Source organism: Aquisalimonas sp., from assembly GCF_007120195.1.
Lineage (GTDB): Bacteria > Pseudomonadota > Gammaproteobacteria > Nitrococcales > Aquisalimonadaceae > Aquisalimonas.
This window is the reverse complement of record NZ_SKOG01000110.1, coordinates 1-13,962: the sequence shown is the minus strand read 5'-3', so window position 1 is coordinate 13,962 and position 13,962 is coordinate 1. Positions and strand designations below refer to the sequence as shown.

Below are 13,962 nucleotides of genomic sequence, written 5' to 3'. Positions count from 1 at the left end.
GTGGACGACGCGCGCAGCACGGCAGCGGCGGCAACGTGTCGCGCACGCATCGAAGACTACGGCCTGGCAGGCTGCGTGACGCTCGATACCGCACATCATCCGGAAGAGGCGCTCATCGCGCGGCTTGCGGCCGCGGACCTGATCGTTTTCCCCTATCAGCACACCGGCGAGTCAGCGAGCGGCGCCGCTCGCCTTGCCCTTGCTGCAGGCCGCCCCGTCGCCACAACCCCACTGCCGATCTTTGCCGATATCGCCCCAGTATCCGCCACCCTGCCGGGGACCACGCCGGTGGACTTGGCCGAGGGCATCGCCCGGCTCTTCGCAAACCCGCAGCGGCTGGATGCGCTCGCCGCGGCGATTCCGGCATGGGCGGCCCCGCGATGCTGGCAGCGCAGCAGCCTGCGGCTGGCGGCCATGGTGCAGGCAGCGGAGCAATAGCCGATTTCGCCCGGGCGCAAATCGGGCGGGTACGCTGGCAACAGCCAGTGGACGCCGATGAATAGTGGATTCGCAAGTCCGCATGACCAGGATACCCTGGTCGGAGCCCCTGGCGCGGTAGTGCAGTAGGGTGTCCCTAGACGAGCAGTGCGGAGGCCAGGTTGCGCGTCTTACACGTATTCCGCAGCTACTATCCGGACTCCGATGGGGGCATCGAGCGAGCCTTGGCCCACCTGTGTGCGGGGACCAGCCGGCTCGGTGTGCGTAACCATGTCTTTGCACTGAGCCCGCAGCCGGCCTCACGGCCAATCCGTCAGGGCCGGGCGGTGGTGCACCAGCGCCGGCGCCACCTGGAGTTGGCCTCGTGCTCCATGTCCATGAACACGATGTTATTTTTCAGACGGTTGGTACGCCATTCTGATGTTTTGCATTATCATTTCCCGTGGCCGTTTGCCGATGTTCTGCACCTGCTCATGGGGCGCCACAAGCCGGCCCTCGTGACCTACCATAGCGATATTGTCAGGCAGCGGCGGCTTGAGCGTCTCTATCGGCCCGTGATGCGCCGGTTCATGGCGCAAATGGAGACCGTGGTGGCCACCTCGCCCCAGTACATGGTAGGCAGTCCGGTGTTGAGCACCCTTGGGCATCGGCAGATGCGGGTGATTCCGCTGGGCCTTGACGAGCGGCGCTATCCCCCAGTGCGGCCTGAGGAGGTTGAGCAGTGGCGGCAACGCGTCGGTGAGGGCTTTTTCCTGTTTATCGGTGTGTTGCGCTATTACAAGGGGTTGCACATCCTTCTTGAGACTCTGCGGCACAATCGGCACCGGGTGGTAATCGTTGGCTCCGGGCCGATGGCGCGCCAACTGCGGGAACAGGCTGATCGCCTCGGCCTCAACGACCGGGTGACCTTCACGGGTTATCTTCCGGACGACGATAAACAGGCGCTGCTGTATCTGTGCCGAGCCCTGGTTTTCCCCTCCCACCAGCGCTCCGAGGCCTTCGGCGTGTCCCTGATCGAGGCGGCGATGGCCAGTCGACCCATGATCACAGCCGATATCGGCACGGGCACGTCCTACGTGAACCGCTGTGGTGAGACAGGGATTGTGGTGCCTCCCAGCGACGCCGTGGCATTGGGTGAGGCCATGGATAAATTGGCCGCCGCCCCCGACGTCGCGGCGCAGCTCGGAGCAGCTGCCCGGCAGCGGTTCGAAAGCCACCTGGATATCTCACGCAGTGCCATTGCCTACCGGGATCTGTACGCGGAGATCATTGCCTCGGCAGCGGAGGCAGCAGGGCGCCGAATTGCCTAAGGGCCTTGATTCAGCCCGCCGCCTCTCGACTGTGAGGTCGGATCCCCGGGTAGTGCCTTCGGCAATCGGTTTTACGGCGGATTACGCCTTCGGCTAATCCGCCCTCCGACGAGCGCCGAGGCCAGAGCGAAGGGTGTAGGGTGGATTAGCGCAGCGTAATCCACCGTCAAACCAACCGCGCCGCAGGCGCACAACATCCTGGAGCATTGCATTGTCCTATCCCGCATGACGCCTCGGTTGCCAGCGCGCCGCTCTTAGCCTTCGAGCAGACCATCGACCCAGGTCACGGCGTCCTGGTCCAGCGCGCCGGCGGCCCGGCGCAAGGCAAGCCGCGCGTTGAGGTAATCCAGGCGCGACTGGGCAAGGGCAAGGCGGGATTCGAACCGTTCCCGGCGCGCGTCCAGCAGGTCCACGACCGAGCGGCGGCCGATTCTCAGCTCTTCTTCGATGGCCTGAATGCGAGCGTCTTCCGCTTCGACCGCCCGCTCGAGCGCTGCCACCGTGCTGCGCGCCCGCCCGACATCCCGGAAGGAGCTTCGCACCTCACTCAGCAGTTGACGCTGGAAACCATCGACCTGCTGTTGGGTCTGCCTGGCGTCTTGCTCGGCCGCCCGGGCACGGGCGCTGACCCGACCGCCCTGGTACAGTGGCACGGTGAGCTGGAGCCCCACGACGGTCTCGTTGAACCGGCGCCCGAGGGTGCCAATGGGCAGGTCGGCTTCGTCGTCGACGTCGTCAAAGTAGGTGTGGCTGGCGACCAGGTCGATGCGTGGATGATGGTCGGCGCGCTCGAGGGCGATGCGTTCGCGCTGGACACGGTGGATCTGGCGCGCCGCCTCGAGCCGCGGATTGCTCCGCATCGCCCTGTCGATCCAATGGTCCAGCTCGGGTGGGTCCGGCGGTTCGATTGCGATGTCATCGAGGGAGCGCAGGGCCGTATAGCGCCGACCGGTGATCTCGCGCAAGCGCTCAAACGCGTCTTCCAGCCCGTGTTGCCGACGCAGGGCATCGCTGCGAGCCTGCTCGAGTTCCGCTTGAACCTCCATGCGCTCTGCCTGTGAGGCGAGTTGCCGCTCGTAGAGTGCGTCCACGCGCCGGGCCTGAGTCGCTAGGGCATCGATTTCGCGCTCGGCGAGTTGAGTCTCCAGCTCCGCCATGAGGACGTCGAAATACCCTTCGGCGACGCGGGTAATCAGCTCCTGGGCCTCCGAGGTTTGCTCGAGCTCGCTGATGGCGGTCTCGCGCTCGGTCAGCCGCATCTGCACCCAGTTTGCGCGGTTATACACGGGCTGCTCGAGCCGGATCTGGTACTGCTGGCGGGTGAACGTGCGTGCCCCTGGGTCGGCCCCCGGGAGGAGCGCCTCACGCTCGTCCCTGCGCGCACGGTCAATGCCGAGGTTGGCAGATACCGATGGCAGCCAGGCGCCGAGCGCCTCACGCTCCCGTTCGCTGGATGCCGCGACACCGAGGCGACTCGCCTCAAGCCGGGTGTCAGCCTCGAGCGCGTGCTCGTAGACCTCGGCGAACCCCGGCGGTTGATCGGCATGAGCGAGCACGGGTAGCCCGCACAAGATTACGAGTCGTTTGGAAACGTGCAGTAGCCCGCGCATTCGTGGTGCCCTTTGATGACTGCGCGTCCTTTGGCGCAATGCGCATCGTCCTCCCTTTTTGGCCCAGGCGCACCTCAAGCATGGCAGGTGCGCGAAGCGCCGTGAAGCACACCGATTATCGGGGACACAGGCTCCCGGGCACGCTGAATTAATTCCAAACAGGATGATACAATTGCAAAAGCCAATGCTGGAGACCTCGTTGACGTTACTGCGTTCAACGCCAAGACTCCAAGAGCAGGTGCCACTTTAAGCGCGGGTATTTACGGGAGTATCGTCGGCCATGTATCGGAACGTCGTGGCGCTGTCGAGCAAGGACCACGCAGGCAAGCGATTGCGGCCCCACCAAGGTTATGAATTTGCCCGGGGAGAGACAGTGATGCCCGTCTCGGCTGCAGAGCTCCCGCAGCTGGTGGCGCGGTTGCCCATCGGTTTTCTGGACTCCGGGCGAAACGGATTGCGCCCGATGGCGTTGCTTGGAATTGACACTCGGACCAACCTCCTGGTCGCACCGGATGGTCGGTGGCTGCAGGATTATGTCCCAGCCGCGATTCGCCGCTACCCGTTCATTCTCATGCGCCGTTCCGGCGATGGTGATATGGGTGTCGCGGTCGACATGGATTCCGAGCTGCTCGCGGACACCGATGGTGAGCGACTCTTTACCGATGACGGTGAGGCCAGTGAACACTTCAGCCGGATCGTGGATTTGCTCAGGCAGTTCGAGGGTGGCATGCGAGCAACAGCGCGGGCCTGCCGCCGCCTGTCGGAGGCGGGCCTGCTTGCGGACTGGTCGCCGACCGTGGAGGTCGCCGGAAAGCACTGGCGTTTGAACGGGATGCAACGGGTCGATGAGCAGGCACTTAACGGCCTCGATAACGACGCCTTTGTAGCCCTGCGCGATGACAACGCTGTCGCACTTGCCTATGCGCAGCTTCTTTCCATGGCCCAGCTTCCCCGACTTGTCAGGCTTGCGCAGGCGCGCGCCCGACAGCAAGGCCCGGACGGCAAGAGAAGGAATCGCTCCCGTTCCGACGAGGAGATCCGGTTCAACTTCGACGCCTGAGACCCGTCAATGAAGCGTTCAGAGTTGCGCGATGCGGTAAAAGCCTGCAGCGGCACGTTTTGGGCGGCGGCGTTGTTCAGCCTGTTCATCAATCTTTTGATGCTCGTGCCGCCGCTGTACATGCTGCAGATCTATGACCGCGTCCTGGCGAGTCGCAGCGAGTCCACACTGGTGATGCTGACGGTCATCGTCGTCGCCCTGATGGCCGTTCTGGGGGCGTTGGAGTGGGTGCGCTCGCGGGTTCTGGTCAGGGCGAGCGGTCGGCTGGACAGCCTCATGGGCGACCGCATCTTTGATGCATTGTTTCGCCGCGGGCTCCACGTGCAGGGCGGGGATGGCCAGGCGGTACAGGATGCGAATACGGTTCGGCAGTTCCTGACCGGCAATGGCTTGCTGGCCTTCTTCGACGCCCCCTGGTTGCCGATCTACATTGCTGTGATCTTCCTGTTTCACCCGGTTCTGGGGTGGGTCGCGGTTGCCGGTGCGTTGATCCTGCTGTTGCTTGCCGTCGCCAATAACCTGATGAGCCGCAGCCCCCTGGACCAGGCCAACGCCGAGCAGGTCGCCGCGCAGCGCACCCTCACCAGTCAGCTGCGCAATGCCGAGGCGGCGGCCGCCATGGGCATGGTGGAGCGACTGCGGCAGCGATGGCAGGAGCGCCAGCAGCGCGTGATCGGCTTCCAGTCTCAGGCCTCGGATCGGGCGGCGCCTTTCTATGCGAGCAGCCGCGCATTCAGGCTGCTCTTGCAATCGTTGATTCTTGGAGCCGGGGCGTACCTGGCGATCCACCAGCAGATCACCCCGGGAATCATGATCGCGGCGACGATCCTGCTCGGTCGGGCGCTGACGCCGATGGACGCTTTGATTGGCAACTGGCGCGGCATTATTGCCGCGCGGCTCTCCTTCGAACGGCTGGAGAAGCTGCTCGCCGACTACCCGCCGAGGCGGCGCAGGCACTCTCTGCCCAGGCCCCGCGGTCGCATCGAGGCCGAGCAGCTGGTGGTGGTCCCGCCTGGTGCGGACGCGCCGGCCGTGCGCGGGGTGTCTTTTGCCGTCGATCCGGGCGAGTGTGTGGGTCTGATCGGCCCGAGCGGCGCCGGTAAATCAACCCTTGTGCGCGCGCTGCTCGGTGTCTGGCCACCGCGCGCTGGCCACGCCCGCCTCGATGGGGCGGATGTCAGGGACTACAACGCCGACGAACTCGGCCCCTGCGTCGGGTACTTGCCCCAGGACGTGGAGTTATTCGACGGCACAGTGGCGGAGAACATCGCCCGATTCGGCGAAGTCGATGACGAGGCCGTGGTGGCTGCAGCGCAGGCGGCCGGCGTGCACGAGCTCATCCTCCAGCTCCGTGATGGCTACGACACGGATCTGGGGCCGGAGGGCGTGACGCTCTCCGGTGGACAGCGGCAGCGCATTGCGCTCGCCCGCGCGCTCTATGGCCAGCCCCCGATCGTGGTCCTCGATGAGCCCAATTCGAACCTCGATGACGCCGGCAATGCGGCCCTGGCCCGGGTGCTCGAGCAGGGGCGCCAGGAGGGCAAGACACAACTGGTGATCTCGCACCGGCACTCCGTGCTCGCGCGGGTGGACCGTCTGATTGTGCTCAAGGAGGGGCGCTTGCTCGCCTCTGGAGGGCGCGACGAAATGCTGCAACGCTTTGCGCATTCTGATCGAACGGCGGCCGGGGTCGTGCCATGAATGTCAAGCCCAGGGGAGGGTCGACCGCGGCGCCACCGGTACCCCGGAGTGACCGCGGCTCGCGCTGGATTGGGGTGGGGATCATTGCCTTGGCCTTTGGGGTGTTTGGCGGTTGGGCGGCCCTGGCCGAACTGGATGGCGCTGCCGTGGCGCCGGCGGTCGTGCAGGTGGATTCCTATCGCCAGGCCGTCGAGCACCTCGATGGCGGGCAGGTGGATACCATCCACGTCCGCGATGGGGACTCGGTCGCGGCCGGGGAGATTCTCGTGGAACTCGACGCCACCGAGGTTCGCGCTGAACTGGAAACCGTGCGTTCCCAGCATGCGGCGGCGCGGGCGGAGCGCCTGCGCCTGGAAGCTGAACGGGATGAACGGGACACCATCGCCACACTCATTCCGCAGCCACAAGACGCGGCGGACCAGCACTTTGCGCGCTCTCTGGCCGCGCAGCAGGCGATCTTCAACACGCGGCGGGAGAGCTTTCAGGCAGAGGTGGATCTGCTGCGTGAGCGGGCGCAGGCATTGCGGGCGCAAATCCGCGGCCTCGAGGCCGTGGTTGAAGCGCGCCGTGAGATGCGGGCGCAGTACGAGGAGGAGCTCGATGAACTATCCGGCCTTGTGCAAGAGCAGCTCATGGATCGACGACGCGCGCGCGAGTTGGAGCGCCTGATTGTCGAGAATCGTGGCGATATCGCTGAGCTGGAGGCCGATATCAGCCGTTTGCGCGTGGAGATCACCGAGACGGAGTTACACGTCGCGCAACGGCGTAGCGAGCGTCAGGCCGAGATCGCGGATCGACTTAATGAGGTGGAGCAGCGTTTTCACAACCTGGATGAGCAGCGACACGCCCTGGAGCGGCGCGCTGCCCGCACCACAGTGCGTGCTCCTGCCACGGGGGTGATCGTTAATCTGGATATCCACACCGAGGGCGCCGTGATTGAACCCGGGCACCGAATCGCGGAGATCGTGCCGACGGATGCAGAGTTGGTGGTCGAAGCCCGCGTGCGGCCGGAGGACATCGATCGCGTGCGGATGGGCCAGCTCGCTGATGTGCGCTTGACGGCGTACAGCTATCGGATGACGCCGGTCCTGGTGGGGGATGTGATCCACATCTCGGCTGACCGGCTCGAGGATGAAAACACCGGCGAGGCCTACTATCTGGCGCGGGTGTATATCGACGAATCCGCGCGCCGCTTTGCCATCGGCGACGAGCCGCTGCTTCCAGGGATGCCCGCGGAAGTCATGATCCGGACCGGCGAGCGCTCGTTGCTGTCGTATCTGTTGCGACCGCTAAGTGATGCGCTGAGCCGGGCATTCCGGGAGTGACGACTGGCGGCATTCTCAGGCACGGCGATGGCAGTCGCCGGGCCTGACGCGCTCATCGAGGCGCGTGTTGGACCCGTCGATCGCCTCGCTATCGTGTTCGCGCCGGCTTAACCCCGTGACCGTACGAAATGCCTCTGAGACGCAATCCGTGCATCACCTTTCAGCCTTCGGCGAACCTGCAGAAGCCTTCCATGAGCGCTTGCGCCCTGTCGCGGATGTCCTGGTCGAGGAGTTCTCCATCGGCGGAGAACACCTTCCCCGCCCCGGGCACGAGCAGGAGATGCTCCGAGTACACGCGTGTCCCGAGGGTGCGCAGGATGGGTAGCCAGCCGTACTGCGACGACCGCGTTCCGCCGCCCCCGGGCGTCGCGCCACACAGGGCAACCGGCTTGCCCCGGAACACCCGGGCAATGTCCTTTGGCGGGCGGGTGAGCCAGTCAATCGTGTTCTTGAAAACGCCCGGCACGCCCTGGTTGTACTCCGGCGTGACCAGGATCAGCCCGTCTGCCGCGGCGATGCGATCCTTGAGCGCGGTGACCACATCGGGCACCCCGTGCTCGGCTTCAACATCCCCGTCATACAGGGGGACGCCAGCCGGGGTGACCACGTCCACCGTCCAGCCATCGGGGGCGAGTTCGGCCAGCGCGCGGGCCAGGGCAGTATTGTGGGACTGTCGGCGGAGACTGCCGGATAAGGCGATCAGGTGAGGCATAGCGTTTCCTCCTGTGTAGGCGCCAAGCAGCCGAGTTTCTCTGGATGCAGCGAACAGGCCTGGCGGGTGCCGGACCACGCTACTCGCCGTCGGGTTTGCGCCACCTTTACCCTCGATGTCCGCCATTGAACAGAAGGCTGCGCTCCGAGAATAGTGGAACGTCTCGCCGCTAGTAACAATTTCCTGTGTACAGCATAGAAGCAGGGGCTTGTCCCGCCACCCGTTGGTTACGATTCAGGCACCCCGTAGCGTCGACCACCATAGAGATTTGGCAACCCCACCGGCGGTGCCATTAGGAGACACAGGCAATGGCGAACTTTCCGAAATCCGCAAACGTCGTCATCATCGGGCAGGGCGGGATTGTCGGTGCATCGGTGGTCCATCACCTCATCGAGCGTGGGTGGGAGAACATCGTCGGTATCGACAAGTCCATGATCCCGACCGACGTGGGCTCCACCTCGCACGCGTCCGATTTCTGCTACATGACCTCGCACGATCACATGGCGTGCTATACGACGATGTATAGCGCGGACTTCTACGAGAAGCGCGGCCATTATCAGCGCATCGGTGGCCTGGAGGTGGCGCGGGTCGGCGATGATGAGCGGCTGGAGGAGCTCAAGCGCAAGGTGGGTTCTGGCAAGGCGTTCGGAACCAACGTCCAGCTCATCAGCGCCGGGGAAGCCAAAGAGCGCATGCCGCTGCTCAATGAGGAGCTGGTGCAGGCCGCCCTGTGGGACCCGGACGCTGGCCTGGTCATCCCGCGCTCACAGCAGGTGGCCGGGGAGCTCGTGGAAGAAGCCAAGGCCACGGGCCGGCTGCAGACCTTCGCCAATACGCCGGCCACCGGCATCGATATCCGCAACGGCCGTATCTGCGGCGTGGAAACCCCGCGTGGGTACATCAAGACCCCACAGGTGATCGTCTGCACGGGCATCTGGGGGCGCTTGATTGCCGATATGGCCGGGCAGGACCTGCCCATGATGCCGGTGGAGCACCCGCTGCTGTGGTTCGGCCCGTATGAGGAGTTCAAGGGCACCGGGTATGAGATCGGCTACCCGCTGTTGCGCGATCAGGGCAATTCGGCCTACCTCCGCGACACCGGCGACCCTGTGACCAGCGAAGGCGGCTACATCGAGTGGGGCTACTACGAGGAAAAGGCGCCGCGTCTCGTTCACCCGCGGGACATCCTCGAGAAGGAGCAGGCGCGCCTGTCGCCCTCCCAGCACGACCTGGACGTCGAACAGATCATGGAGCCCCTCGAGCGGGCCATGGAACTCACGCCCATCCTCGGCGAGTTGGGGCTGGACGAGAAGCGCTCATTCAACGGCCTTTTGTCGGTCACCGCCGACGGTGGCTCCATCGTCGGCGAGTCACCGCAGACCGACGGCCTGTGGTTCTGCGAGGCCATCTGGGTGAAGGACGGCCCCGGCGCCGGCAAGGTGCTTGCGGACTGGATGACCGACGGCCGTACCGAGATCGATCACCACGGCATCGACGTCGCCCGGTTCTACCCGGTGCAGAGGACGCCGGGCTACATCCATGACCGCTGCTACGAGACGGCGTTCAAGATCTACAACCCGCCGGTACACCCGCGGGAGCCCTACACCATGGCGCGCAACCTGCGCCGCAGCCCGTTCTGGCCGCGGGAGAAGGAGCTCGGCGCTTACTTCATGGAAGCGGCGGGCTGGGAGCGCGCGCACGGCTACGCCGCCAATGAGCACCTGCTCGAGCGCTATGGCGATCGCATCCCGGAGCGCACCAGTGACTGGGACGGCCGGCACTTCTGGCGTGTGTCCAACGCGGAGCACCTGGCGCTCTCAGAGAACGTGGGTATGGTCAACCTCTCCCACTTCGCCATCTACGACGTCTCCGGGCCCGATGCCGAGGCGGTGATGGAGTACCTCTGCGTCGCCAAGGTTGGTGGTAACACCCCGATCGACAAGGGCGTGTACACCCACTTCCTGGACCACGAGGGCGGTGTCAAGGCGGACCTTACGGTCATCCGGCTGGCCGAGGACCGGTGGCGGGTCATGTGCGGCGGCGACACCGGCCATCGGGACTACGTGTGGATGAAGCACATGGCCTCGCGCAAGGGCTTTCATGTCTACATCGACGATCGCACCGACCACCTGGCCTGCCTGGGCCTCTGGGGCCCCAACGCGCGTGCGACGCTGCAGGCTGTTGCCGACCACCCGGACGGCCTGACCGATGACAAGTTCCCCTTCGCGAGCGCACGGCAGATCACCGTCAAGGGCATGCCCGTCTACGCCTTCCGCATCTCCTACGTGGGTGAACAGGGCTGGGAGCTGCACGTGCCCTTCAGCTACGGCCTGTCCCTGTGGGATCTGTTCTATGAGCAGGGGGTCACGCCGGTGGGCATTGAGACCTACGCCAACAGCCGGCGCCTGGAGAAGAGCCTGCGCCTGCAAAACGCCGATCTGCTGACGGAGTACAACCTGTACGAGGCCGGGCTTGCCCGCCCGAAGGTCAAGGCGGCCGAGTTTCACGGGAAGCAGGCATATCTCGCCCAGCGCGATCGGGAGAGCCAGCCGGCCTACCTGTGCACGCTCACCCTGATGGACAACGTCGACAGCCAGGGTGTCGCCCGTTATCCCGTCGGTCAGTGGCCGCTCCTGGACCCGGAGACCGGTGACGTGCTGGTGGACGACCTGGGCCGGCGTTCCTACACGACCAGCGTCGCCTATGGCCCCTCGGTCGGCAAAACCATCGCCCTGGGCTACATCCCGCGGCAGTACGCCGAAGAGGGCCGGCAGCTGCTCCTGGAGTACTTCCACGAGCACTACCCGGTGCGCATCGAAGCCGTGGGGTACCGGGCGCTCTACGACCCGGAGAATGTGCGGCCCCGGTCGTGAAGAAGTCAGGGTGACCGTGTTTGGGCGCTCATAGCTCCGACGTCGGGCTGTGAGCGCCCGGAGTGCAAAGCGTGCGCGCTGGCGCGCGCAAAGAAAACGCGCGCAAAGAAAAGGCGCGCCGAAGCGCGCCCCGACGATCCGTTGTCTGCTGTGGGCTCCTCTAACGCGGCCGTTGACCGCGTTAACCTGCTTCCCTGGCACGCGTGGATAGGGCGTTGTCCAGACCCCGATTAAATTCCTTTCGGTCAAGGTATCCATTCCCGTCACGGTCGAGCTTGCCGAACTGCCCGTGCAGCTCGGGCAATGCCTTTAACTCTTCAACGGTAATCACGAAATCGCCATTTGCATCCACCTTGTTAAAGGCGACTGCGTCTGCGCCGAAAACTACACCTGGCGCCACAAAGGCAATCGTCAGGGTGCCCACTGTGAGCCAATTCCTGCTTTTCATTGAGTAACCATCCGTAAGGATAGGCATCTGAAGTGTGGACCTGATCCGAGCCTTCGATCAGACCCCGCGCCGAAGCCTTCGGCGCACTCTTTATTATACACTCATATCGGCACGCAGTCCAGGATTTTCTTTCAATGACCTGATTTTCGTCGTGATTCACGAGACGCGATCGCGCTAATCCGTGAGGACCGGCGAGAGGATGGGCTCCGAGGAATCCCTGATGATGCGGATCGTGAAACTATTACGATCGAGTGAAACGAGCCGCGCTTCTACGACACCTTTGGCGCCACGGCTTTCACCTGAAACAAGAAGGTCGCCCGCATTCTCTTTGGACGAACCCTAAGACTGGGGCGGTAGAGGCTGGACCTCGATATACTGAGGTGTCCGACAGGCTCGTCCGGAAGATTTGTCGAGCGCTCTCGATGCCCGAGTTAGGGGAATAGCTCGTCGCACGCCCGGCCTAACGATGGGGATTGAGACGATCCCGCAGGGTCGTTTCAATTCATTGTTCAAGAAGCCCGGGGCGGTTGGCTGCTGCGCTTTGTCAATCAGGGGATTGCTTCAGCGGCGTGGGTTCGCTGGGGTGGCGTGGTATGCGGATGCGACACCAGGCGCCGTCGGTGGAGGCGAACAGCGTCGTGTAGCCCAGCCGCTGGTGGCTACACAGGCAGATCGCCTCGATGACCTTGCGGTGCCCATTGGGGCTGGCCGAGGTACTGTAGGACGCCCCGGGAGTTGACGCCGGCCTCGAGCAGGGGTGTGGCATAGGAGGGATGAAGGATGTGCACCAAGACGGCACGCTCTGGATGCCGGCCTGCTGCCTCGCCGGGCGGAAGGCGCCTTGCACGCTGCTCTTGGGCATTGGCCTCGCGGCCAGGGTTGCGCCGTCGCCGCCACGTCCGAGCGCGGGGAACAATAGCCGGCGCCGGCAGCGCGGTGACGGGGACGAATCCAGTTATTGAGCCGCCGTGGTACGTGATGCGTATGCGCGGTGGCGTAGGGGGGAGCGGGGCCGTGGTGCCCCGCCCTGTCCCGATTAGCTGCGGTTGCCTTGAGCGCGAAGTGATACTAAAATATCACTTCGCGTTTGATTTAGGGGATGCCCATGAAAGTTGAGCTTGTTACAAACCTTAAGCGTCAAGCCACAAAAATTCTGGCCGACCTGCACGCGTCTAAAGAGCCGGTGCTGATTACGGAGCATGGCCAGCCATCGGCGTACCTCGTCGATGTTCAGGACTACGAATTCATGCAGCGCCGGCTTGAGTTACTTGAAGGTCTCTCACGGGGAGAGCGTGCTGTGCTTGAGGGCAGGACCTTCAGCCAAAGCGAGGCCGGCGAGAAAATGAGTAAATGGCTGAAGTAATCTGGACGGAGCCAGCCATTCAAGAATTGGACGCCATCGCCGAGTACATTGCTCTGGATAACCCGGTAGCTGCAAGCAATCTAGTTGAAGAAGTTTTCGATAAAACAGGGCGACTGGAGGACTTTCCACAATCTGGGAGAATTCCACCCGAACTGCCCAATTCCATCTACAGGGAAATTGTGGTGCCTCCATGTCGTATTTTTTACCGCGGAGAAGGTAATCGTGTACTTGTTCTCTATGTCATGAGAGAGGAGCGGCAGCTTCGTGCTTACATGCTGGGCAGCAGCTAACAAGGCGCGGAATCCGGATGCCTTTGCCTCCGCATCGCCGGGTCAAAGACAATGGTGCGCTTCAGCGTTACACTGCGTTGCAGTCCCACAGCGATGGGAAAGCCCGTTCTTCTTTGTCCTAACCGGCAGAAACACTAAAGCCGAAATTCGGCTCGGCGAGCCGAGCAGCCACGCCGAACAGCTGGCCCGCGAGGCGGAACGTGCGCGCGCTGGTTGCGGCAGCAGGCAGCTGTGGGGGACCCGGCTGTCTCCAACCATTTGCCTGACGGCCACTGGCAGGTCCCTGGGGCCTGCCAGTGGCCTGAACGGGTCGGCCTCTCGAGCTTACCGATTACGCGGGTCGAGGTCCGAGTCCACGTAGTTGACCTCGAACGGCTCGGTTACATGCACCTGGAGCACCGTCTCCTCCTCGAACCACTCGTAGTGGTTGTGGTGCGGGGGCACCTTCACGAACGACCCCGCCGATACTTTCATTCCCTGATCCTTGTCCAGCTCGTCGCCGAAGCCGATGTGCAGGGCCCCAGAGATGACCGTCAGGTACTTGTTCCCGCTGTGGTAGTGGGAGTGGATGTCGTAGCCCGCTGGCAGGCGAAGTCGCGCCGTGAAGGCGCCCTCGGCGGGGTCGCCGGCCAGCAGGGTCAACTCGGCGCCCGGTTCGATGAAGTCGGGACCTTCCTGCCACTCGATCTGGTCCGGAACCACAACCTGGTGCCCGTTTCCTGCCGCCGCCGCGAGCCCGCCCGACAGGCCGAGCAGTGCGACTATGAGGAGTGGTTTCCCGAGAGACGTATTCATGGCTTAGTCCTCCGTATTACTGTCGTTACTTGATGTT

Annotated in this window: 12 protein-coding genes; 8 read left to right on the top strand and 4 right to left on the bottom strand. The window is 64.0% G+C overall.

Features of this window, described 5'->3' with window-relative positions:
• Both QZT63_RS08575 and QZT63_RS08570 read left to right on the top strand, forming a co-directional pair.
• Positions 1-438: hypothetical protein (locus QZT63_RS08575; protein ID WP_290650322.1), on the top strand; the 438-nt coding region annotated here is incomplete at its 5' end.
• Positions 439-599: 161 nt separating this feature from the next.
• Positions 600-1,748, top strand: coding sequence for a glycosyltransferase (locus QZT63_RS08570; RefSeq protein ID WP_290650320.1), 1,149 nt, complete (start codon positions 600-602; stop codon positions 1,746-1,748).
• A 254-nt stretch (positions 1,749-2,002) separates the two neighbouring features.
• Here the strand turns inward: QZT63_RS08570 and QZT63_RS08565 are convergent, their stop codons facing one another.
• A complete protein-coding gene (locus QZT63_RS08565; RefSeq protein WP_290650318.1) occupies positions 2,003-3,304 on the bottom strand; it encodes a TolC family outer membrane protein in 1,302 nt (433 codons plus the stop codon).
• Positions 3,305-3,638: 334 nt separating this feature from the next.
• Here QZT63_RS08565 and QZT63_RS08560 point away from each other — a divergent pair, with 334 nt between their 5' ends.
• The 3 genes from QZT63_RS08560 to QZT63_RS08550 are packed head-to-tail and all read left to right on the top strand — an operon-like array spanning position 3,639 to position 7,444.
• Positions 3,639-4,418, top strand: coding sequence for a SapC family protein (locus QZT63_RS08560; protein ID WP_290650316.1), 780 nt, complete (start codon positions 3,639-3,641; stop codon positions 4,416-4,418).
• A 9-nt stretch (positions 4,419-4,427) separates the two neighbouring features.
• A complete protein-coding gene (locus QZT63_RS08555; RefSeq protein ID WP_290650314.1) occupies positions 4,428-6,119 on the top strand; it encodes a type I secretion system permease/ATPase in 1,692 nt (563 codons plus the stop codon).
• The gene (locus QZT63_RS08550) at positions 6,116-7,444 is read left to right on the top strand and encodes an HlyD family type I secretion periplasmic adaptor subunit (protein ID WP_290650312.1); all 1,329 of its coding nucleotides are present in this window, start codon (positions 6,116-6,118) and stop codon (positions 7,442-7,444) included. Before QZT63_RS08555 ends, QZT63_RS08550 begins: the two co-directional genes overlap by 4 nt.
• Positions 7,445-7,604: 160 nt before the next feature.
• On the opposite strand, the gene QZT63_RS08545 is transcribed toward QZT63_RS08550, so the two are convergent.
• Complete coding sequence (locus tag QZT63_RS08545) at positions 7,605-8,156, bottom strand: NADPH-dependent FMN reductase (RefSeq protein ID WP_290650310.1); 552 nt, start codon at positions 8,154-8,156, stop codon at positions 7,605-7,607.
• A gap of 308 nt (positions 8,157-8,464) precedes the next feature.
• Here QZT63_RS08545 and QZT63_RS08540 point away from each other — a divergent pair, with 308 nt between their 5' ends.
• A complete protein-coding gene (locus QZT63_RS08540; RefSeq protein WP_290650308.1) occupies positions 8,465-11,029 on the top strand; it encodes an FAD-dependent oxidoreductase in 2,565 nt (854 codons plus the stop codon).
• Positions 11,030-11,210: 181 nt separating this feature from the next.
• On the opposite strand, the gene QZT63_RS08535 is transcribed toward QZT63_RS08540, so the two are convergent.
• On the bottom strand, positions 11,211-11,477 hold the full coding sequence (locus tag QZT63_RS08535) for an EF-hand domain-containing protein (RefSeq protein ID WP_290650306.1): 267 nt from the start codon (positions 11,475-11,477) through the stop codon (positions 11,211-11,213).
• A gap of 1,105 nt (positions 11,478-12,582) precedes the next feature.
• Here QZT63_RS08535 and QZT63_RS08530 point away from each other — a divergent pair.
• Positions 12,583-12,840, top strand: coding sequence for a type II toxin-antitoxin system Phd/YefM family antitoxin (locus QZT63_RS08530; RefSeq protein ID WP_290650305.1), 258 nt, complete (start codon positions 12,583-12,585; stop codon positions 12,838-12,840).
• A complete protein-coding gene (locus tag QZT63_RS08525) occupies positions 12,828-13,130 on the top strand; it encodes a type II toxin-antitoxin system RelE/ParE family toxin (protein WP_290650304.1) in 303 nt (100 codons plus the stop codon). Before QZT63_RS08530 ends, QZT63_RS08525 begins: the two co-directional genes overlap by 13 nt.
• Positions 13,131-13,454: 324 nt before the next feature.
• Here QZT63_RS08525 and QZT63_RS08520 read toward each other — a convergent pair whose 3' ends face one another.
• Positions 13,455-13,925, bottom strand: a complete 471-nt coding sequence (locus tag QZT63_RS08520) for a cupin domain-containing protein (protein ID WP_290650302.1) — start codon at positions 13,923-13,925, stop codon at positions 13,455-13,457.
• Between the last annotated feature and the right edge of the window lie 37 nt (positions 13,926-13,962).

What these genes read in the sequence shown, in the direction of transcription:
- QZT63_RS08545 (WP_290650310.1), bottom strand. Translation starts at nt 8,156, where the DNA reads ATGCCTCACCTGATCGCCTTATCCGGCAGTCTCCGCCGACAGTCCCAC.
- QZT63_RS08540 (WP_290650308.1), top strand. Translation starts at nt 8,465, where the DNA reads ATGGCGAACTTTCCGAAATCCGCAAACGTCGTCATCATCGGGCAGGGC.
- QZT63_RS08560 (WP_290650316.1), top strand. Translation starts at nt 3,639, where the DNA reads ATGTATCGGAACGTCGTGGCGCTGTCGAGCAAGGACCACGCAGGCAAG.
- QZT63_RS08525 (WP_290650304.1), top strand. Translation starts at nt 12,828, where the DNA reads ATGGCTGAAGTAATCTGGACGGAGCCAGCCATTCAAGAATTGGACGCC.
- QZT63_RS08555 (WP_290650314.1), top strand. Translation starts at nt 4,428, where the DNA reads ATGAAGCGTTCAGAGTTGCGCGATGCGGTAAAAGCCTGCAGCGGCACG.
- QZT63_RS08530 (WP_290650305.1), top strand. Translation starts at nt 12,583, where the DNA reads ATGAAAGTTGAGCTTGTTACAAACCTTAAGCGTCAAGCCACAAAAATT.
- QZT63_RS08535 (WP_290650306.1), bottom strand. Translation starts at nt 11,477, where the DNA reads ATGAAAAGCAGGAATTGGCTCACAGTGGGCACCCTGACGATTGCCTTT.
- QZT63_RS08520 (WP_290650302.1), bottom strand. Translation starts at nt 13,925, where the DNA reads ATGAATACGTCTCTCGGGAAACCACTCCTCATAGTCGCACTGCTCGGC.
- QZT63_RS08550 (WP_290650312.1), top strand. Translation starts at nt 6,116, where the DNA reads ATGAATGTCAAGCCCAGGGGAGGGTCGACCGCGGCGCCACCGGTACCC.